17 protein-coding genes, 1 tRNA gene and 1 other RNA gene are annotated in these 20923 nt (G+C 71.7%); 13 read left to right on the top strand and 6 right to left on the bottom strand.

Translation table 11 applies throughout. From position 1 onward, the window contains the following. Positions 1-67: 67 nt before the first annotated feature. The 3 genes from ACFWOG_RS16655 to ffs all read right to left on the bottom strand — a co-directional run bounded on the left by ACFWOG_RS16655 (position 68) and on the right by ffs (position 2898). Positions 68-409 (bottom strand): YbaB/EbfC family nucleoid-associated protein, encoded by a 342-nt coding sequence (locus ACFWOG_RS16655; RefSeq protein ID WP_329883831.1) that lies wholly within the window; start codon positions 407-409, stop codon positions 68-70. 72 nt (positions 410-481) lie between these two features. Further along, positions 482-2713 carry a DNA polymerase III subunit gamma and tau gene (locus tag ACFWOG_RS16650; RefSeq protein ID WP_380359017.1) on the bottom strand — a complete coding sequence of 744 codons (2232 nt, stop codon included), beginning with the start codon at positions 2711-2713 and terminating at the stop codon, positions 482-484. An 88-nt stretch (positions 2714-2801) separates the two neighbouring features. After that, positions 2802-2898, bottom strand: an RNA gene (ffs, locus tag ACFWOG_RS16645) — signal recognition particle sRNA small type. Between the two features lie 130 nt (positions 2899-3028). On the opposite strand from ffs, the gene ACFWOG_RS16640 reads away from it, so the two are divergent. Then, positions 3029-3116: transfer RNA gene (locus tag ACFWOG_RS16640), tRNA-Ser, on the top strand. 348 nt (positions 3117-3464) lie between these two features. Continuing rightward, on the top strand, positions 3465-5447 hold the full coding sequence (locus tag ACFWOG_RS16635; protein ID WP_380359014.1) for an AAA family ATPase: 1983 nt from the start codon (positions 3465-3467) through the stop codon (positions 5445-5447). 87 nt (positions 5448-5534) lie between these two features. Here ACFWOG_RS16635 and ACFWOG_RS16630 read toward each other — a convergent pair whose 3' ends face one another. The 3 genes from ACFWOG_RS16630 to ACFWOG_RS16620 all read right to left on the bottom strand — a co-directional run bounded on the left by ACFWOG_RS16630 (position 5535) and on the right by ACFWOG_RS16620 (position 7870). Beyond that, positions 5535-6761, bottom strand: a complete 1227-nt coding sequence (locus ACFWOG_RS16630; protein ID WP_380359012.1) for a tyrosine-type recombinase/integrase — start codon at positions 6759-6761, stop codon at positions 5535-5537. 10 nt (positions 6762-6771) lie between these two features. Then, positions 6772-7077: a helix-turn-helix domain-containing protein gene (locus ACFWOG_RS16625; RefSeq protein WP_380359009.1), complete on the bottom strand. Its 306-nt coding sequence runs from the start codon at positions 7075-7077 to the stop codon at positions 6772-6774. A 283-nt stretch (positions 7078-7360) separates the two neighbouring features. Next, positions 7361-7870, bottom strand: a complete 510-nt coding sequence (locus ACFWOG_RS16620; protein WP_380359007.1) for a helix-turn-helix domain-containing protein — start codon at positions 7868-7870, stop codon at positions 7361-7363. Between the two features lie 407 nt (positions 7871-8277). Between ACFWOG_RS16620 and ACFWOG_RS16615 the strand changes: the two genes are divergently transcribed. From ACFWOG_RS16615 to ACFWOG_RS16565, 11 genes are all read left to right on the top strand, one after another. Next, a complete protein-coding gene (locus tag ACFWOG_RS16615; protein WP_380359005.1) occupies positions 8278-9603 on the top strand; it encodes a DUF3631 domain-containing protein in 1326 nt (441 codons plus the stop codon). 421 nt (positions 9604-10024) lie between these two features. After that, on the top strand, positions 10025-10921 hold the full coding sequence (locus ACFWOG_RS16610; protein ID WP_380359002.1) for a DUF2637 domain-containing protein: 897 nt from the start codon (positions 10025-10027) through the stop codon (positions 10919-10921). Positions 10922-11401: 480 nt separating this feature from the next. Further along, a complete protein-coding gene (locus tag ACFWOG_RS16605) occupies positions 11402-12067 on the top strand; it encodes a hypothetical protein (protein ID WP_380358999.1) in 666 nt (221 codons plus the stop codon). Next, complete coding sequence (locus ACFWOG_RS16600; RefSeq protein ID WP_380358996.1) at positions 12057-13823, top strand: relaxase/mobilization nuclease domain-containing protein; 1767 nt, start codon at positions 12057-12059, stop codon at positions 13821-13823. Before ACFWOG_RS16605 ends, ACFWOG_RS16600 begins: the two co-directional genes overlap by 11 nt. Before the next feature lie 34 nt (positions 13824-13857). Next, on the top strand, positions 13858-14820 hold the full coding sequence (locus ACFWOG_RS16595) for a ParB/RepB/Spo0J family partition protein (RefSeq protein WP_380358994.1): 963 nt from the start codon (positions 13858-13860) through the stop codon (positions 14818-14820). A 185-nt stretch (positions 14821-15005) separates the two neighbouring features. Continuing rightward, entirely contained in the window at positions 15006-16322 is a 1317-nt protein-coding gene (locus tag ACFWOG_RS16590; protein WP_380358991.1) for a helix-turn-helix domain-containing protein, read from the top strand. A gap of 104 nt (positions 16323-16426) precedes the next feature. Further along, positions 16427-16627 carry a hypothetical protein gene (locus ACFWOG_RS16585; protein WP_380358988.1) on the top strand — a complete coding sequence of 67 codons (201 nt, stop codon included), beginning with the start codon at positions 16427-16429 and terminating at the stop codon, positions 16625-16627. Between the two features lie 71 nt (positions 16628-16698). Continuing rightward, positions 16699-17439: a hypothetical protein gene (locus ACFWOG_RS16580; RefSeq protein WP_380358985.1), complete on the top strand. Its 741-nt coding sequence runs from the start codon at positions 16699-16701 to the stop codon at positions 17437-17439. Between the two features lie 2 nt (positions 17440-17441). Beyond that, complete coding sequence (locus tag ACFWOG_RS16575; RefSeq protein WP_380358982.1) at positions 17442-18746, top strand: UDP-N-acetylglucosamine 1-carboxyvinyltransferase; 1305 nt, start codon at positions 17442-17444, stop codon at positions 18744-18746. Next, positions 18743-19786, top strand: coding sequence for a serine hydrolase domain-containing protein (locus ACFWOG_RS16570; protein WP_380358980.1), 1044 nt, complete (start codon positions 18743-18745; stop codon positions 19784-19786). Before ACFWOG_RS16575 ends, ACFWOG_RS16570 begins: the two co-directional genes overlap by 4 nt. 8 nt (positions 19787-19794) lie before the next feature. Beyond that, entirely contained in the window at positions 19795-20829 is a 1035-nt protein-coding gene (locus tag ACFWOG_RS16565; RefSeq protein WP_380358977.1) for a UDP-N-acetylmuramate dehydrogenase, read from the top strand. Positions 20830-20923 lie beyond the last annotated feature (94 nt).

The following is a 20923-nucleotide window of genomic DNA, read 5'->3' as shown; positions in this document are numbered from 1 at the left end:
CCTGTGCGTGTGCGTGTATCTGTCCCTCTGCCTGTGTCTGTCCCGCTGCCTGTCCCTGAACCGACGATCAGAACGGCAGGCCGGGGATGCCGCCGCCGCCGAGGCCCTGGGTCAGCGGGCCCATCCGCTCGGCCTGCATCTTCTGCGCCGACTGGTTCGCGTCACGGACCGCGGCCAGGACCAGGTCGGCCAGGGTCTCGGTGTCCTCCGGGTCCACGGCGGCCGGGGCGATGGTCAGCGCCACCAGCTCACCGGCACCGGTCACCGTCGCCTCGACCAGGCCGCCGCCCGCCGAACCGGTCACCTTCGCCTCGGCCAGCTCCTGCTGGGCCTGGGCGAGATCCTGCTGCATCTTCTGCGCCTGCTTGAGCAGCGCCTGCATGTTGGGCTGGCCACCACCGGGGAACACGGCTCACTCCTTGCGTTCGGTCCTGCGTTCTGTGTGCGTCCTCGCCCCGAGCCTACGTGCTGCCCGGTCGGCTCAGCCGCCGCTGTGCCGGATCTCCTCCAGCACCGTCGCACCCAGCTCCCGGACGATCAGATCCTGGCCGGAGAAGGCCTCCTCGTTGAGGTCCGGGTCGTCCTCCTCCGGGATGTCGTCCTCCGGGGCCACCGCCTGCACCGGACGCGCCGGGGCGGCCTGGGGCGGAGGTGCCTGGACCGGTGACGGCCTCGGCGTGACCGGCATCGCCTGGGGCGCGGCCACCGGCGCAGGCGCCGGTACGGGAGCGGCCACGGGCGCCGGCGCGACGAGCGCCGCAGGGGGCGCGGACGCCGCCGGACGCGCCGGTGCAGCTCCCCAGCCACCACCACCGCCGGCACCACCGCCGGCACCGCCACCGAAGCCGCCCGAGGGACCACCACCGGGGGTCCCGCCGACTCCGCCCGAGGGGTCGACGATGCACTCGACCCGCCAGTCCACCCCGAGCGCGTCCGCCAGCGCCTGGCGCAGCACGTCGTCGCTGTTGCTGCTGACGAAGCTGTCCCGCGCGCCGGCGTTGATGAACGAGACCTGGAGCACGCTGCCGTCGAACCCGGCGACCTGGCCGTTCTGGCTCAGCAGGATCCAGGTGAACCGGCGCCGGTTCTTCACCGCCTCCAGGATCTGCGGCCAGAGCTGCCGGACCTGCCCGGCGCCCTGCTGCGCCGCCGCCGACGGCTGCCCACCGGCCGCCGCAGGTGCGGGCGCCGAGGCGGACTGCTGCGGCTGCTGCACGGGGGCAGCGGGCGCGGGGGCAGCGGCCGGGGCGGGAGCGGACGCCTCACCGGCCGGCGAGAAGCTCCGCTTGATCGGCCACGCCCCGGGCGCGGAAGCGGCCGGAGCCGCCGGCGCCGCAGGTGCGGCGGGCGCGGGTACCGGAGCGGGCGCCTGCGGCACGTACTCCACCGCCGGGGCCGCCACCTGCTGGACCTCGGGCACCGCCGCCACCGGAGGAGCCGTCCCGCCGGCCGCGATCCCGCCGCCCTCACCGACGCCGATCGCCCCGAGAGCTCCGAGGCCGGCGACACCGGGACCACCCAAACCACCCGGACCACCGCCGGCGAACCCGCCGGCCGCCGCCCGGCGCTCCAGCTTGTCCAGCCGCGCCTGCAACGACAGCTCGTCGCTGTACGCGCCCGGCAGCATCACCCGGGCACAGATCAGCTCCAGCTGGAGCCGGGGCGCCGCGTTCCCGCGCATCTCCGTCAGTCCGGTGTTGACGATGTCCGCCGCCCGGCTCAGCTCGGCCGCGCCGAACGAGTCCGCCTGCGCCTGCATCACCGCCACCCGGTCCGCCGGGGCGTCGAGCAGACCCTTCTCCCCCGCGTCCGGCACCGTGGCGAGGATCACGAGATCCCGCAGCCGCTCCAGCAGGTCCGTGACGAAGCGACGCGGATCGTTCCCGCCCTCGACCACCCGGTCGACGGCCTGGAACACCGTCGCCCCGTCGTGCGCGGCAATGGCGTCGACCACCTCGTCCAACAGCGCCGAGTCGGTGTACCCGAGCAGCGCGGTGGCCATCCGGTACGTCACACCGCCCTCGGTGGCACCGGCCAGCAGCTGGTCCATCACCGACATCGAGTCACGCACCGACCCGGCGCCGGCCCGCACGACCAGCGGGAACACCGAGTCCTCGACCTGGATCTCCTCCCGGCCGCACACCTCCGCCAGGTAGTCGCGCAGCGTGCCGGGCGGCACCAGCCGGAACGGGTAGTGGTGCGTCCGGGACCGGATCGTCCCGATCACCTTCTCCGGCTCGGTGGTCGCGAAGATGAACTTGAGGTGCTCCGGCGGCTCCTCCACCACCTTCAGCAGCGCGTTGAAGCCGGCCGGGGTCACCATGTGCGCCTCGTCCAGGATGAAGATCTTGTACCGGCTGTGCACCGGGGCGAAGAACGCCCGCTCCCGCAGCTCGCGCGCGTCGTCCACGCCACCGTGCGAGGCCGCGTCGATCTCGATCACGTCGATCGACCCGGGCCCGCCCGTGGCGAGGTCCCGGCAGGACTGGCACTCACCGCAGGGCGTCGGCGTCGGGCCCTGCTCACAGTTGAGGCAGCGGGCCAGGATGCGCGCGCTGGTCGTCTTCCCGCAGCCGCGCGGGCCGCTGAACAGGTAGGCGTGGTTGACCCTGTTGTTGCGCAGGGCCTGCTGGAGCGGAGCGGTCACGTGCTCCTGACCGATGACCTCCGCGAAGGTCTCGGGGCGATAGCGGCGGTACAGGGCTAGGGACACACCACCGACGATATCGGGACGGACGGACAAACGCGTCGCCCCTCGACCCGCCCCGGCCCCGCCCGTGCCCACCGGACTCCCCCGGGAACGCAAAGACCCCCCGTGCACCCGTCAGAGCCCTCTTACCCTTGCTGCCTTCCGGCCCTGGGGGGGTTCAGAGAGATAACGCCACACGAGGGGCTGCCCCCAACACTACCGGATCCCGGGCCCACCCCTCCACCACCACCCCCTCCCCTCATCCGCAGGCCACCCCTCGCCCCCACCTACGAGATACGTGGTCGCGACCACCCCTGAACATGTACTAAGCTCTCCCACGGAGGATTCGCCTAGTGGCCTAGGGCGCACGCTTGGAAAGCGTGTTGGGGGCAACCCCTCACGAGTTCGAATCTCGTATCCTCCGCCATGGCTGACCAGCCATAACGAAGGCCCCGACCGCCCAGCGGTCGGGGCCTTCGTCGTTGCGTGGTCTCAATTCTGGTCTCAGTTCGAACCCTGGGCCGTGCAGAAGACACTCGACACCGCCCGAATGACGGCAGCGAGGCTTGTGACAGGGCCCGGGGGGCTGCTCCTGAAGTTCCCGCGACCGTGGGTCGCCCTTCCCGTGACCGCTGGACGGCACAGCGTGAACTGCAGAAACTGGGCCCCGCAAAAGCGTCCCGCGGTTGTCGGTGCGTCCAGTCATACTGGCGGATCAGGCTGTCAGGTCGCCTGCTGAACGACCAGGGCAACGTCGCCCAGGGAGGGAACGCCCATGTTGGTGCTGTCCGTACAGATCGACAAGTTCCGGAACTTCACGAACGAGCAGACCATGGCCGTCGACGCCAGCGTCACCTGCTTGATCGGGAAGAACGAGTCGGGGAAGACCACCATTCTTCAGGCCCTCCACCGGCTGAACCCTGCGAACAACTCGGACACGTTCGACCTCACGAAGGATTACCCGCGCCGGCACCTGGCCCGGGACCGCCGGACACACAGCCTTCCCGACCTCGCACCCGTGACGGCGGCGTTTGCCCTGGAGGAACGCGACCTCGACGCCCTCGAAGACCAGTGGGGCGTGCGACCCCCGGCCGACGCCCGTATCGAGGCCTCCCGGACCTACGGCAACGAGCTCGAGGTCCGGATAGTCTGCGACCTGCACCAGGTCCTGGAGCTGGTCTTCAACGAGGCTGGTATCGATGACCTCGACGACCGCGACTACCTGACCACCGGCCACGGGAGCGCCGCGGAAGTCGTGACCGCAGCGAACGCGCGGTCAAAGGAGCTGAAGGCGGACAAGAAGACCGCTCGCGCCAAGGTCATCGACAAGGTGCCGACCGAGCTCAAGAAGTACCAGTTGCTCCTCGACGGCAACCTGGACGACGACCAGCACCAAGCGCTCGTGGATCTCCTGCCGAAGTTCTTCTATTTCTCGACCTACGAGCTCTTGCCCGGCGAATGCGACCTCCACGACCTCGCCGCCCGCGTCCAGAGCCGCCGCACGCGGCGCGGCGACGCCACCATGCTCTCCCTGCTGCGTCTGGCTGGCGAGAAGCCCGGGGACCTTCTGGACGAGGACTACGACAGTCGCAAGGCCGAACTCCAAGCCGCGAGCATGGACCTCAGCCAGCAGGTTTTCGAGTACTGGAAGCAGAACGACGCCCTCACGGTCGTCTTCGACACCGACCTCGTGGCGATGCCCCCGAACGCCGAGACCGGACAACCGGAGCCGCACCACCGCATTCTCAAGATCGAGCTGCGCGACGAGCGGCACGGGGTAGAGACCAACTTCTCCACCCGCTCCACGGGCTTCCAGTGGTTCTTCTCGTTCCTCGCAGCGTTCAGCGCCTACCGCGACCGCGGGGAGCGGGTGGTAGTCCTGCTCGACGAGCCCGGTACCAGTCTGCACGGCGAGGCCCAGGGCGACTTCCTTCGCTACATCTACGGTGAACTGGGCACCGCACAGCAGGTTTTGTACACCACCCACTCCCAGCACATGATCGACCCGACACGGTACGAGACCATGCGCGCCATCCATGACCAGGCAACCCGCCAAGACCCAAGTCTGGGAGTGGTCGTCACACCCGTGAGCTTGTCGGCGGACCCCAAGACGATCCTGCCCGTGGAGGCCGCTCTTGGGTACTCCGTCGCCCAGCACCTCTTCCTGGGAGCCGGTCCGCTCCTGGCGGTGGAGGGCAGCAGCGACTTCGTCTTCCTAATGCGCGTGTCGGACTACCTGATCAACAGAGGTCGTACCGGTCTCGACCCGCGTCTGGCCATCATCCCGGTGGGCGGCGTGGGCAACATGCCTGCCTTCATCGCGGTCATGGGCCGGAGGCTGACGGTCCGCGCCATCATCGACGGCGCGGAGGCCACCAAGGTCACCTCCAAGGTCTTCAGCGCGGCCGAGGCGGCGGGCGTCGAGCCCTCCAGCATCATCGTCATCGGCCAGCTCGGCGGTCTACCCGACAACGCTGACATCGAAGATCTCTTCACTACCAAGGACTACCTCTGGCTCTATAACAAGGCCGCAGGCAGCTCTCTTACCGAGACCGACCTGATCCACACGGAGAAGCCCACCCCGATTCTGATGCGCCTCAAGATCGCACGCGAGAAGCAGGGCAAGCCCGGTGCCTTCGACCACGTTGGGCCTGCCCACGAGCTCACCCGCGATCGAGACGAGTTCTTCAAGCAGGTCGACGACCAGACCCTCGACCGCTTCGAAGAAGTGTTCAAGAAGCTGAAGGTCGCCTCCTGACCTCTTTCTCCCTCTATGGCCCCGTTCGCTCGAACGGGGCCATAGAGGATCTACCGGCTCACTCGCTTGTGAGCTACCCCTGGATCGTCACTCTGCGGTTTCCACCGCAGATCCGCGCCAGAGCAAGCCACCGATCTTCCGCCCGACGTCGTTCAGCATCGGCTCGGTGACGTGCTGGTAGCGCTGGGCCATCGAGGTCGAGGACCAGCCCATGATCGCCATGACGATCCGCTCCGGCACGCCGAGCAGGAGAAGGACGGTCGAGGCGGTGTGGCGGGCGTCGTGGAGGCGGCCGTCGCGGATGCCGGCCTCGCGCAGGAGCCGCTTCCAGTGGTGGTAGTCGGTGCTGGGGTTGAGCGGCGCGCCGGTCTCCGAGGTGAAGACGTAGCCCTTGTTCGTCCAGAGGTCCCGTGCGAGGGCCCGTTCCCGGTCCTGCTCCTCCTTGTGCTGGCGAAGGATCACGACGGCCTGCTCGGGCAGCGGGACCGCCCGGCGCCCGGCGCGGGACTTGGTGTCCTTGGTCTCGCGTCGGATCGGCTCCTTCTGCGGGCAGAAGCCGGGCTTGCGCCCGCAGCGGTTGCCGCAGCCGTGCTGGTACTTGGGCCGCAGCCGGCCGCGCCTGACCCAGGCGACGCCTCGATCGAAGTCGACGTCCTTCCACTGCAGTCCGAGCACCTCGCCCTGGCGCAGGCCGAGTGCGAGCGCGAAGACCCAGCGGGCGGAGTTGCGCCGCTTGCGCGCCGTCTCCAGGAGCGCCTGGACCTCCTCGATCTCGAACGGCTCGACCTCCTCCTCTTCGAGCTTCGGGGCCTTGGCGATCGTGGCCACGTTGCGGGTGAGGTGGTCGCGCCTGACCGCCTCGCCGAGCGCGACACGGATGGTGCGGTGGGCCTGGTGGGCGGTGCCGGCCGCACTTCCGGCGGCCTGCATCTTCCGGTAGAAGCGCTCCAGGTGTTCGGGCTCCAGCTTCTCCAGGCGGTGCGCGCCGAGACCGGGGACGAGGTGCACGCGGACGGCCACCTCGTATCCGGCGTAGGTGTTCTCGCCGACGGTGCCGGGGACGATTTCCTTGATCCAGTGGGTCAGCCACTTGCCGACGGTCCATTTCTGGCCGGCCTTGGGCACGGTGCCGTCGTCGCGCAGCTTCTCCAACTTGCGGACCTTGGCCGTGACCTCGGCGCGGGTCTTGGCGCTGACGTGGCGGCGGTCGGGGGTGCCGTCGTCCTTGACGCCGACGGTGACGCGGCCGTGCCAGCGACCGTCGCTGCCCTCGTATATCGAGGAGTCGCCGTTGGGCTTACGGGTGTTCGCCACTCGATCCCCCTCAGGCCGCGAGAGCGACGGTCGAGGCGGCGGACTGCGTACGTGCGGCCACGTACTCGCTGAGCGCCTCGGCAGGCACTCGGCGGAGACGGCCGATCGTCACGGAGGGGACTTCGCCGGAGGCGACGAGGGCGTACATCGTGGTCCGGCCGACGCCGAGTCGGCGGGCGGCCTCCTCGACGGTGAGGGCAACGAGCGTCGGGTCGGGCACGTCCCCGGCGCAGGAAGCGACGAGGCCGAGAAGCTGCTGCTCGGTGAGTTCGAGTGCGCTGGCGAGGCGGGCGAGGGACAGGCGCGTTTCAGGCATGGGCGTTCCTCCCGGCGGCGCGGGGCTACGCGCCGCCGTGGCGACTGTTGGGATGGGCGGTGGTGGGGTGGAGCCGCGGGTGGGCCCTCGGCGTTCGTAGCGCCGGGGGATCGGGCGGCAGAGGGTCGGATGAGGACGGGCAGGGCAGGCTACGAGGGTCCGGGCTCGCGACCAATAACGATCTTGGAGGGCCTGGACGCGACCGTCCGTTTTAGGTCCCGAGCCCTTCTCCGGGGACGATGACCTGCGTGGGTGTCGGCCGCCGCGAACGCGAGCGGCAGGGTCACCGGTCGGCGGACGGGTCCTTGCGCAGGGGGTCGAACGGCGAGTTGGGAGCCGGGTACCAGGCGGGCGCGGAGTCGTCGGGGCCGACGTCGATGCCTTGGGCGGCCAGGCGTTCGGCGATCTCGCTGTACTCGCGCTCGGCTTCCTCCAGCCGGGCCTTGGCCGCCTGCTCCAGGTCGTGGGCGGTTCTCCACTCCTGCTCGGCCTTCTGGACCCGGTAGCCGGCCTCCTGCAGTTCGTAGTCCGGTTCGTCGGGGCCGGCCACGGCCTCGGTCATGAAGTTGGCCGCCGGGACGCTGAGCGCCTTGGCCAGGCCGATCACCTCGTCGAAGCGGACCGGGCGGGTGCCGTTCTCGATCTTGGCGACCTGCGTCTGGTGGAACTTGAAGCCGAGACGGGTCATCCGCTCGGCCACGTCCTCCTGGGAGAGGCGGGCCGCCTTGCGGAGGACCTTCAGGTTGTGGGCCACCAGGGCCTCGCCCTCCAGGGCGATAAAGCGATGCACCATGGGGTTGACCATATCAACCTCCCTTCGCTTGCGGTCGGAGTGCGGGACGATGATCAGACTGTAACAGCATTGACATGCCAACCCACAAGCGGTTGAGCGAATGCACACCAAACCTTCACACTCTCGCCCTGCCAGCAAACATGCCGGAAGAGGTTGATAGAAAAATGCCCAGATCGCTTGACCTGGGGCCAGGAGGTATGCCTACAGTGTCGTTGTCAGCATGAAGATCCCAACCGAGAGGAGCTTGACCAGGGCCGGGAGGCGGCCCGAGTGTCCCGAAAGAAAACGCGAAACCCCCGGCGCTACGAACGCCGGGGGCTGATCGAAAACCTCGCCACCGCCCATCCCAGGACAGTCGACCTACGGCGGACCGGGTAGCCCCCCGGATCCGCCGAGTGAGGATCTCCATGACCGAGGGTACTTCCTCCCGCCCCGCCACCACAGTCCCCGCCGCCGGCTGGCCGCCGGTCGCCAGGCCGGGCGAGCCCGGCACCTACGCCCCCGGCCCGCAGACCGTCGTCGCGTCCACAGGCTGCGGACAGGACGGCGGGGAGGCGGCGCCTGCCCTGCCCGCCCCGGACGGTATCGACCTGATGCCGGACGCCGAGGCGACCGACGGCGCCGAGGCGCTCGCGCAGTTGAAGGCGCTGATCGCCACCTTCGTGATCCTGCCCTCCGAGGAGGCCCTGGTCGCCGCCACGCTGTGGGTGGCGGCGACCCACCTGCAGGGTTCGTGGCAGCACGCCCCGCGCCTCGCGGTCGTCGGTCCGGCCAAGCGCTGCGGTAAGTCCCGGCTGCTCGACGTGCTCACCGAGACCGTCCACCAGCCGGTCCTGACGGTGAACTCCACCCCGGCCGCCGTGTTCCGCTCGATCACCGAGGAGCCGCCCACCCTGCTCGTCGACGAGGCCGACACGATCTTCGGCAGCCCGAAGATGGCGGAGAAGAACGAGGAGATGCGCGGCCTGCTGAACGCCGGACACCAGCGCGACCGCTACGTCCTGCGCGTGGTCGGCAACGACCACACCCCGCGCAAGTTCCACACCTTCGCCATGGCGGCCATCGCCGGCATCGGCGACCTCCCCGACACGATCATGGACCGCTCCATCGTGATCCGGATGCGCCGCCGGGCCGAGGGCGAGAGCGTCTCCCCCTACCGCACCAAGCGTGACAGCCCCACGCTGCACGCCATCCGGGACAAGGTCGCCCGCTGGACCGCCCCGCTCGCCGACCGGGCCCTGCACCTGGAGCCGAGCATGCCGGTGGAGGACCGCGCCGCCGACACCTGGGAGCCCCTGGTGATCATCGCCGACCTCGCCGGAGGCCCCTGGCCCCGCCTGGCCCGCGAGGCGTGCAGGCGCATGGTCGCCGCCGAGGTGCAGACCGAGGCGGACAACCCCGGCGGAGCCCGGCTCCTCGCCGACATCCGCCGGATCTTCCACAGCGTCGGCGAGCCGGACAGCATCGCCACCGACCAGCTGCTGTTCACCCTCAACGGCGACCCCGAGGCCCCCTGGGCCGAAGCCGGTCGCGGCGGGCTGACCCCGCGCGGCCTCGGCGCGATGCTCCGCGAGTTCGGAATCTCCTCCGGCAACGTCCGCATGCCCGACGGAACCCAGCGCAAGGGCTACCTGCGCCACAAGTTCCTCGACGCCTGGCGCCGCTACTGCCCCGCCGTCCACCCCGTCACCGCCGCCACCGGCCCGGCCACGGGCGCGCCGGGCAGAGGCTGACCGCCATCCCCGAAATGCCGTCCCTGCCGTCCCAGCCGTAACACCGCAGGTCACAGCACCTGCCGCCAAGACGGAACGCCACCGCAAGACGGAAGAGCGTCCGTACCAAGACGGCACCGGCACGACACCGGGCGCCCCGCCCACCGGCCCGCCGCCGCTCCGGCCACGAAGCGCGCGGCGGGCCCACGGCGGGACGGCAAACACATCCGTCTTGTGCCGTCCCAGCCGTCCCTGCCGTAAAGCCGCAGCTCACAGCACCTGCCGCCGAGACGGACGGGCGCAGTGTCCCGAAACTGAACGCCGCCCGCCGCCAGGTCCACCCCTGAGCGCCGACGCGGGCCTGCAGACCCCCGCCAAGACGGCAAGACGGCAAAGACGGCAGATCCGCACCAGCCCCCCCCCGAAGGACCGGCACCCCTCCATGCCCGCTGCCCAGCCGACCCGCTACGGCGCCTTCGCCCGCGCCATGATCACCCTTGTCATGGCGGTCATCGCCGCCCTCGCCTTCACCTTCTCCTTCGGCAACGTCTGGGCCCTCGCCCTACGCCTCGGCGTCCCCCACCCCGTCGCCCCGCTGATCGCCCCCATGGTCGACCTGTCCGTCGTCGGCCTCCTGGTCGCCCTCCACCACCTCACCACCACCGGCACCAACCCCGACCAGCTCCGCCCCGCCACCCGCCTGATGCACCTGTGCGGCCTGCTCACCCTCGCCCTCAACACCGCCGAACCCATCCTCGCCGGGCACTACGGACGCGCCGTCCTCGACACCGTCGCACCCGCACTCCTCCTCGGCTGGGGAGCCGTCGGCCCCGACCTCCTCCACCTCCTCCACGCCCCACCAGGCACCACCACCGCCCTGCAACAGGCCGATCCACAGCCCCCCGCCGGCGAACCGTTCCCCACCCCCACGGCGCCGAGTGCCGCCCCGCAGCCCCCGGCAGCACCGGCCCACGAACCCGAACCCGAACCGGCAGAGGCCATCGCCGTCGAGCCCGACGACCACCCCGCCAAGGAGCCAACCACCGGCCCTGCCAGCGAGGACCCGCACGGCGAGCGGGAGCCGGTCGTGGGCGGCAAGCGGACCGGCCGCAAGCCCGCCGCGAGCCTGGACGAGCTGGCCGCCACCGCCCGCCCGGCCGTCGAGCAACACGGCCCGACCCACACCGTGATCAGGAACGCCCTGCGCGAGGCCGGCCTGCCGGCCTCGAACGAACGCATCAGCGTGCTGGTCCAGCGCTTCAAGAACGAGCAGCCCGACGCCCCGGAAGCCTCGGCCGAAGAAGCCGACGTCCAGGAAGCCGAGCTGTCGGCAGCCTGACCCGCCCTCGCGAGCACGGCTCCCCCGATCCGGTCACGCCTTGCCGGAACGGGCGAGCCACCCTCCTTCGGCATCCGCCACCCGTTCCGGAACACCCGGACCCGGCCACTGGCACACCGGAGGGCCGGACCGGACCGGCTCCTACACCGGATGTCCGGCACCACCGAACCGGCTTCCGTCCGGAGCATCGCCCCCGTCCCTTCCCGCACACGGCCGGCCCGCCCCGCCTGTCCCGAAAGTAAATCCGAGGCCCCCATGACCGACACCCAGCACCGCACGACCCCCGCCACCACGCCTGCCCCGAAGCACACGACGGTGCCGGCGACTGGCGGCGACGAGCCCCGCCGCGGAGGTCTCTTCGCCCGCGCCACACGAGCACTGAGCCGTGCCACCTCGGGCTCCCACGACGACGGAGCAAGCTGGGGCAAAGTCCACATCGCCGTTGGCGACGCGGACTTTGCGCTTGACCCCGCCCCAGGGGTGGCGGGGCAGGACCGGCGCGAGGGCGCGCCGGACCAGGAGGTCGTGACCGAGGGCGGCCACGACCAGGACCAGACTCGCGGGGCCGACACCGCGCGAGTGCCGAGCGACGCCGCCGAGCCCGTCGACGCCGCCGTCCGCAGCGAGCGTGAAGCGCCGACCGTGACCAGCGCCGAGTTCCTCCACCTTGGCGTTCCGGAACTCGACCGGCCTCCGCTTCCGGAGGACGAGCGCATCGCCGGCATCGCCGCCCGGATGTACCGGCCGCGTTCCGGAACCGTCCGCACCAAGCAGCTGACCTGCTCCGTGGAACCGGCCGAGAGGGACGTCATCGACCTCGCCGCCGCCAAGCTCGAGCGCTCGCGCTCCGCGTTCCTGGCGGACTCCGGAATGAGCGTCGCCCTGGAGGTGGTGAGGACCGGCCACCCCGACGGCTTCGTCCCGTTGCCCGACCGGGAAGCGGTCACCCGCCTGACGGCGGTGCTCGGCACGCACCAGCGGGAGATCGGCCGGGTGGGCGGCAACCTCAACCAGATCACCCGGCAGGGCTACAGCACTCCGGTCGGCGACCGGGTGATGGAGGTCCTGGACGAACTCCACGCGCTCGCGGCAGCCTCCCGCCTGGCCGTCGAGCGTGTGCTTCCGGGAGGCCGCCGTGGTGCCTGACGTCTCCACCGGGTCGCGCACCCGCGGCCTGCTCTCCTACCTCTTCGGTCCCGGCCGGCGCGACGAACACACCGACCCGCACATCGTCGCCGCGTTCGCCATGCCCGGACTTCCCGACCCCGGACGGGCCCCCCTCGACCAGCACCACCAGCTCCTCGACGAGCTGGCCGACTACCTCGACCAGCCCGTGCGCGCCCGCGAGACGCGCACGGGCAAGAGCGTGCCGCAGCACGTGTGGCACTGCCCCGTCCGCACCGCGCCCGGCGACCGGTACCTCACCGACGCGGAGTGGGCCGAGGTCGCCCGCCGGATCGTCCACGCCACCGGCATCGCCCCCGACGGGGACGACAACGGCTGCCGGTGGATCGCCGTGCGGCACGCCGACGATCACATCCACATCATGGCCACCAGCGTCCGCGAGGACGGCCGCCGCCCGCGCAACAAGGGCGACGGCCGGCGCGCCCAGGCCGAGTGCCGCGAGATCGAGAAGGAACTCGGCCTGCGCCGCCTCAACCCGGGCGACGGCACCGCAGCACCGATGCCCACCAGCGCCGAGCAGGCCAAGGCCCAGCGCGCCGGACACCCGCTCACCGCGAAGGAGTGGCTGCAGGAACAGGCCCAGGCCGTCGCCGCGGCGGTGCGCGACGAACAGGAGTACTTCTCCACCCTCACCGCGCTCGGCATCCAGGTCCGCTATCGCATCGGACCCGAGAGCGGTGACGTCCTCGGTTACAGTCTCGCCCGCCCCGGCGACACCAACGCGAACGGCGAGCCGGTGTACTTCGGCGGCTCGAAGCTCGCCCCCGACCTCTCGATCAACCGCCTGCGGGAACGCTTCACCCACCAGCAGCCCACCGCTCCCGAGCGGGCCGCAGTCGAGCCCGACCGGTGGCGGCAGGCCGACACGGCCCTGCGCGAGACCGTCCGCTTCGCCTTCCCCGACCGGCACCGCGCCGACGAGGACGACGACGGTGAGCCGGACGCGCTCGTGTCGGAGGGCGCGGTGCAGGCCCAGGCCGCCGCGTTCGGTGAACTCCTACACACCGCGTCGCTCACCGCACCCACCCCCGCCCGCGCCGAACTGCGAGCCGCCGCGACCGCGTTCAACCGCGCCACCCGCTCCAGGATCCGCGCCGAACACCAGCCGGCCGCAGCCCTGCGCTCGGCGGCGAAGGAACTCCTTTACACCGCCAGCTCGGGGAAGGACGGCGAGGCAGCCGCCGCCCTGCTGTCCACCGCCGTGTTCGTCCTGATCGCCATCGCCCACTGGCACCAGGCCCGGGGCCACCAGCAGCAGGCCGCCGCCGCCCAGCAGACCCTCGTCCACCTGCGGACCGCCTACCAGCACACCGCCGAACCCATCCTCGCCGACCTCGCCCGCCGCACCCCCACCACCGCCACCACCGACCGCCTGGCCGCCCACGTCCACGCCGCCGTCCCTGGCCACGCCCAGCGCATCCTCGCCGACCCCGCCTGGCCCGCCCTCGCGACCGCCCTCGCGCAGGCCGAGACCTCCGGCCAGCCGCCCCACCACGCCCTTACCGAAGCAGCCGGGCAGCGGGAACTGACCACCGCGGACCGCCCCGCCGAAGTCCTCCTGTGGCGCCTGCGCAACGCCACCGCCGACCGCCTCGACCAGCGCGCCCGCGTCGCACGCACCCGCACCGCAGGCCTTCCCGCCACCACACCCCCGCCCACGGCGCCCGCCGTTCCGGCCGGTACCAGGGCCGCCAACGACCCCACCCGCCGCCGCTGACCCCAGCGCCAGCACCCGCCGGGGCACCGACCCGGTGCCCCGGCCCCCCTCGACCACGGAGCCCCCTCTGAAGATCCACCCGTACGCCGCCACCTTCCCGATGCTCCCCGAGCACGAGATGCACGACCTCGCCGAATCCATCAGGGAGTCCGGCCTGGGCATGCCGATCACGCTCGACCCCGACGGCGTCCTCCTCGACGGCCGCAACCGCCTCGCCGCCTGCGAGATCGCCGGCGTCGAACCAACCTTCACCACCTACGCCGGCACCGACCAGATGGCGTTCATCACGGCGTGCAACCTCCACCGCCGCAACCTCACCGAAGGCCAGCGCGCCATCATCCACGCCATGGTGCTTTCAGCTTCGGGACACTCCCTGCGCACCCACGCCAAGCTCCACAGCTTCAGCCGCACCCGCCTCTCCCTCGCCAACACCGTCCTCAAGCACGCCCCCGACCTCGCCGAACGCGTCCGCACCGGCGGTCTCCGGCTCGACGCCGCCCACGACGAGATGCGCCGGCGCCAGACTGAGGCCACCGCCCGGCAGGCCAAGCACGACCGCCTCCTCCAGCACGCCCCCGACCTCGCCGTCCAGGTCACCGAAGGCCACCTCACCCTCGACGAAGCCACCGCCGCCCTCAACCAGCGAGAGGCGGAACAGCGCCTGCGCGCCGCCGTCCGCGAGGTCGACGCGCTCCGCGCGGCCGACCACGATCCTGGCGAATCCCTCGCCGAGCTCGCCGACCGCGCAGAGATCACCTGGCACCAAGCCCACCAGCGCGCCGAGCACTACCTCACCCAGCGCCAGGCCGCCATCGCCCGCGACCAGCAGCACCTGACGACCATCGCCGACGCCTGGGCCACCCCTCTCAACCTCGCCCGCCACCCCGACAGCCCCTACACCGCCGAGGTCCTCGCCGGACTCACCCCCGAGGCACAGGCTCTCGCCACCCGCCTCATCGCAGCCGAGACCGCGACCACCACCCCCGCCTCCGGCTGACCGACCCCGCCAGGAAGCCACCCTCCCGGCTCCCGGAGACCCGAAGTGCCGCGTGGCGATCGGGACACTCCTACTCTGCCGAACACGCAGAACGCTGGCTTCGAGGCACATCGGCTGTGCTGTGCCACAAAGCTCGGTACGGTAGCGGCCTGTAGCTGACTGGACACGAGCCGCGGGGGTCGGCGGTGGGGGACAACAGCAGGACGTTCGGGGCATTCGTCTCGCTCCGGCGGTCGACCCTGGGGTGGACGCAGATCCGGCTGGCCAGCGAAGTCGGCCGCAGCGAGGACTGGATGTCCCTGGTCGAGCGGGACATGCAGCAGGTCAAGGATCTGACGCTGCTCCAGCGGCTGGCCGATGCGCTCGGCGTGGAGCTGGGCACGCTGATCGCGTTACCGCAGCCGGCCTCCGAGCGAGCGAGATCGCGCCCTAGGAAGGTCGCCTCCGCTACGCTGACGAGCACTTCCGCTGCCGAGGAGGACGATGTGCGACGCCGCCCGTTCCTGACCCTGGCGGCTGCCGCCCTGTTAGCCCCAGCCGCTGCTCAGCAGGCCGCACACGCGGAGGCGGCGGCGCCGCTAGCTGGCCTGGAAGACCTCCTGCTTTACGGGGCCAACCGGATTCCGTCTCCCCGCCGCGAGCCGTCCCAGGAGACGGTTGCCACTTCGCTGGTGACGTCACGTCGGGAGTTCAAGGCGGCCCAGTACGACGCCCTGGCTCGCGCCTTGCCAAGCCGGATCGCCGCCGCCGAAATGGTCGGTTCGGCGGAGGAGCGGGCCCGCAACGTCGCCCGGCTCTACAACATCGCCGTGCGGCTGTGCATCAAAGTCGGTACCAACAACCTGGTGGCCATCACCGCAGACCGCGCGCTGACCGCCGCCCGGCTGGGTGGAGACCCGCTGATCACCGCGGAGGCCCAGCGCATGGTCTCCAGTTCCTGGCGTCGCCAGGGCAGCCTGGCTCGCGCCACCGACATCGTGGTGGTCGCCGCCGAAGACCTCCTCGCCGATGCTTCCGTCCCCGAGACCGCCCGGCTGGCCACCCGCGGAGACCTGTACGCCACCGCCGCCTACACCGCCGCGAAGTCCGGCGACCGCTCCTACGCGCACGCCCTGATCCGGGAGGCCGCCGACAGCGCCGCCGCAGCGAGCCGGTCCTCCGGCCTGCTGGACGGCGTCCAGGGCGTCGCCCTGCACGAGCTGTCGGTGCACTACGAGCTCGGCGACGCCGGGCGAGCGATCGAAATGGCTGCCACCATCGACCCCGCCGCGCTGCCGACCGCTGAGCGGCAGGCCCGCTTCTTCACCGACGTGGCCCGCGCGTTCGACCAGTGGGGCAAGCCCGAGCAGTGCTACCGGGCCCTGCTCGCCGCCGAGGAGGCCGCTCCGCAAGAGGTCCGCAGGGGCGCTGTGCGCGACCTCGCCACCGGCCTGCTGCGGCACGACCGCAAGCTTCCCGGCGTTCGGGACTTCGCCGCCCGCGCGGGCGTGCAGATCATCTGACCCGTAGCCGGACTACGGCCCGTAGCCCGGCTACGGATCCGGCATCCCACCCGGCAGTTCACTGGGGAACGTCCACCCCTCCCCCTGCTGCCGAAGGCCCTCCCATGCCAACGCACAGCACCGCCACGCCCTCCAATGGACCCCGGCACGCCGCACCGGACCGGGACCGCCTCGGCACCTTCCTGACCGCCTCCTGGACCGCCCTGCACCTGCCCGTGCTCGTGCTGCTCGGCCTCGCGGTCGACCACCATGCCGAGGCCCGCCCCCAGGTAGCGGCCACCACCCCGGACCTGCCCGTCTCGTAGGCCCAGAGGTCGTCGTCACCACGACCCCCCCCGCACGTCTTCCCCTCCCTCGCCCGAGAGGAGAACCGGCCATGCACCGGCTGACCGACGCGCCCCGGATCGACACCGAACTGGAGCGCATCGACTACCGCACCACGCCCGCGTACTACATCGACACCGAACAGGTCACCGACCCGGTGATCCTGCACCTGCTGAACTGCTGCCCGACCGTGTTCGGCCTCAAGAAGGCCATGGTCGACCTGCTGGCCGGACGCCTCGGCATCGCACTCCCGGAGCCCGCCGGAACCGTCGAGCCCGGCGCGACGGTCCGGGGCAACGTGGTCGTGGCGGCCGGGGCCGTCATCGCCGAGGGCGCGTTCGTCACCGGCCCCGCCCTGGTCTGCCCCGGCGCAGTCATCGAGGCCGGCGCCCGCGTGCGCGACAACACGGTCATCGGCCCCGGCTGCCGGATCGGGTTCGGCGCCGAGGTCACCCGCTCGCTGCTGACCGGCGGGGTCTTCATGAAGCACGCCAGCTTCGTCGGCGACTCCGTGCTCGGCCTGGGCGTCAACATCGGCGCGTTCGTGTCCACCACCGGCCTGCGGGTGACCTCCGGCCCGGTCACCGAGCCGGCCACCGAGGAGGTGTGCGCCCACCTCGACGGCCACCGGATCGCCACCGGCCAGACCAAGTTCGGCGCCGTGGTCGGTGACGGCGTGATCGTCCCCGCGGGCACGGTCCTGCAGCCCGCCACGCTGATCGGCGCGCACACCCTGCTCTACCCCAAGACCCAGGTCGGGGGCTTCTTCCCCGCCGGAAGCCAGGGAAGGTAGCCATGCCAACCACCGACACCCCCGCGACGACCGACGAACGCACCGTGTACATCACCGGCGGCCGACCCCTGACCGGCACGGCCACCGTGCAGGGCAGCAAGAACATCGCCCTGCACCTGTACGCCGCCGCGATACTGGCCGACGACCCGCTGACCCTCGTCGGCGCCCCCGAGATCCTCGACACCGGCGTGGTCGCCGACATCCTGCACCGCACCGGCACGCGCACCACCGTGGTCGGCACCGAGTTCACCACCCGCCCGGCCGACTCCTACTTCCCCGTCGTCCCGGACGACCTCGGCAGGCGCATCCGCACCACCGCCGTGATGGCCGGTGCTCTGCTGGCCCGCGCCGGGAAGGTCACCTTCCCGGTCCCCGGCGGCGACGCCTTCTGTGCGCGGTACATCGACCGGCACCTGGCCGCGATGGCAGCTGCCGGGGCCGAGGTGGAGGTGGACCGGGGCCGGGTACGGGCCTGCTTCACCGGCAAGCGGCTGCCGTTCGTCACCGACGCCGAGACCCGTGCCTGGGGCCCGAGCCTCGGGGCGACGGTCACCGCGATGCTCCTGGCCGCCCGCACCCCCGGCACCTCAACGATCCTCAACCCCAGCGTCGAACCCGAGGTCACCCACACCGCCGCCCTGCTCTCCCAGGCCGGCGTCGGCATCGAGTGGCGGGGCAGGAACGCCCTGAACGTCACCGGCACCGACCGCATCCAGGGCGGGGTGTTCACCGTTCCGCCCGACCGGCTGGAGGCCGCGACGCTGGCCCTGGCCGCCGCCATCACCGAGGGCACCGTGCACCTGGACGGCTTCCCCGCCGCTGCCTTCCCGGACGGCCTGGTGTCGGTGTTCGCCGACGCCGGCATCCGGCTCGACCCGGTGGACGGCGGGACCACTGTCAGCGTCCCGGCCGGACCGCGGCCGGTGCAAACGGCCACCGGCCCCGGCTTCCCGACCGACGTGCAACCCCAGCTGACCGCCTTCCTCACCCAGGCCGAGGGCGCCTCCCGGATCGAGGAGCGGATCTACACCCGGCGCGACACCCATCTGCCCGCCCTCGCCTCGTTCGGCGCCATCGTCAACGCGAGCGGCTCGGTGATCACCGTCCGGGGCCGGTCCGCGCTCGCCGCCGCCGACGTGGCCGGCGAGGACATCCGGGCGGCGACCGCCCTCGTGATCGCCGCCTTGGCCGCCCAGGGCACCTCTACGATCCGAGGGATGTACCACCTGCAGCGCGGATACGGCAGGCTGCTGCCGAAGTTGGCCGCGCTCGGTGCCGACCTGACGATCAACCAGGAGCAGTCGTGACCCTCACCGTGCCGTGGAGCCCGAACGCAGTCGTCGACCTGCGCGAGTGCCTGGACCTGATGACCGCCGACGGCACTGTGCCCGGCGGCGTCATCGCCCACGGCACGTTCGACGCCGAACCCGGCTACCTGGCCTCCGGCATCGTCGCCCCCGAGTGCGGCGATGCCCGGCCGGGGCCGGACACGGTGTACGACGTGGCGTCGCTGACCAAGGTTCTGGCCACCTGGCTGCTGGTCGGAACCTCTCTCATGGATGGCTTCACCCTGGACACCCAGCTCCGCGACCTGCTGACCGGCATCCCGGTCGAGGCGCCCGGAGGACAGGTGACGGTCAGCCAGGTCCTCGCCCACACCTCCGGTCTGCGGGCCGACACCCGCCTCGACCAGTACCGGCACCGCGCCGAACCGCTGGCCGACCTGATCTGCGGAGAGCCGCTGATCGCCGACCCCGGGGCCGGTCACCGCTACATCAACCGCGGCTTCATCCTCCTCGGCCTGGCCCTGGCCCACTACCGCTGCCAGCGCCTGGACGAGCTAGCAGCAGAGCTCTGGCAGCACCTCGGCATGGCCAGCACGACCTACGGACCGGTGCCCCGCTCCGCCCAGGTCGCCCCGACCGAGCAGCGGCTGACCGGCGGGCCCCGACTGTGGGGGATGCCGCACGACGACAACGCCGCCCTGCTCGGCGGAGTCGCCGGCCACGCCGGGGTGTTCACCACCCCGGCCGACCTCGCCACCTTCGCCACCCACCTGCTGACCTCGCACGCCACCGGCGGGCCCATGGGCCGCTGGCTCACCCACAGCATGCAGCCGCAGGCCGAGATCGAGCCGGGCCTCGACCGAGGCCTGGCCTGGATCCTCGCCGACGAGGGCAGGGTCGCCTACCACCACGGCTTCACCGGCACGAGCCTCTACGTCGCCCCGGCCACCGGCCGCTACCTGGCCATCTGCACCAACGCCGTCTACCACCACCAGGACAATCGCACCCGCCTGGCCCCACTGCGAGCCATCGCACTGAAGGCGATCACCGACGAACCGTAGGAGGCCCCGTGCCCCACCTCACGCTCGCTTCCCTCACCACCCTGCGGCTCGGCGGCCCGGTCGGCGAGCCGCTGTACGTCTCCGACCACGACGACTGGCAGGAGCTGGTGCACACCGTCGGCCGCCGGGAGGAGTACAGCCCCCTCACCCTGGGCCACGGCAGCAACGTCATCGCGTCCGACACCGGGCACCCGGGCACCGTCGCCGTCATGAACACCCGGGGCATCACCGCGAAGCGGCATGACGACAACACTGTCCTGGTATCCGTGCTGGCCGGCCACCCGCTCACCGACCTCACCGCCTGGGCTGCCGCAGAACGCCTGTCCGGGATCGAGTGCCTGGCCGGCATACCCGGCACCGTCGGTGCCGCCCCGGTGCAGAACGCCGGTGCCTACGGCCGGCAGGTCGGCGACACCCTGGACCACCTGACCGCCTGGGACTGGGACATGGGCCGCCTGCGGACCCTGCCCGCCCAGGCGTGCCGACTCCGCCACCGCGACAGCCGCTTCAAGCACGACCCAGGCCGCTGGACCATCCTCACCGTCACCTTCCGCCTGACCCACTCCCCGGCCGCACCCATCTCCTACCAGCCGCTCGCCGAGGAACTCGGCGTCCAGCCCGGAGCCAGGCCGCCGGTCAGCGAGGTCACCGCCGCCGTCCTCGCCAACCGGCACCGCCGCGGCCTCCTCCTCGACCCCCACGGCCCCGACGCACGCCAAGCCGGCTCCGTGTTCCTCAACCCGCTCGTCACCGCCGCCCAGGCCGCCCGCTGGTCGGCGGCGGACTGCCCCGTCCACACCGACAGCGACGGCCAGCTGCGGGCCAGCGCCGGATGGCTCCTCGCACACGTCGGCTACCGACCTGGCCAGGAGATCACCGAGGGCGTCCGATGCTCGGAACGCCGCACTCTCACCCTCACCGCCCACGACAAGGCAACCGCCACCGGCTTCGCCCAGGCCCTCGCCGACCTCGTCCGGCAGGTCGAGCGAGCCACCAGCATCAGGCTCCACCCCGAGCCAGTGCGGGTGGGCACCTGGCCTTAGGGCGTGTATCGGGTGGTGATCGATCTGCGGGATTCACCCTCGAAGTGGAGGCTGATCCGGTAGATCGTCTTGCATGACGCGCGTGCAACTGAAG

It is taken from the genome of Kitasatospora sp. NPDC058406, from assembly GCF_042722765.1.
Taxonomy (GTDB): Bacteria; Actinomycetota; Actinomycetes; order Streptomycetales; family Streptomycetaceae; genus Kitasatospora.
The sequence above is the reverse complement of the archived record's forward strand: the minus strand, read 5'-3'. Positions and strand labels throughout refer to the sequence as shown.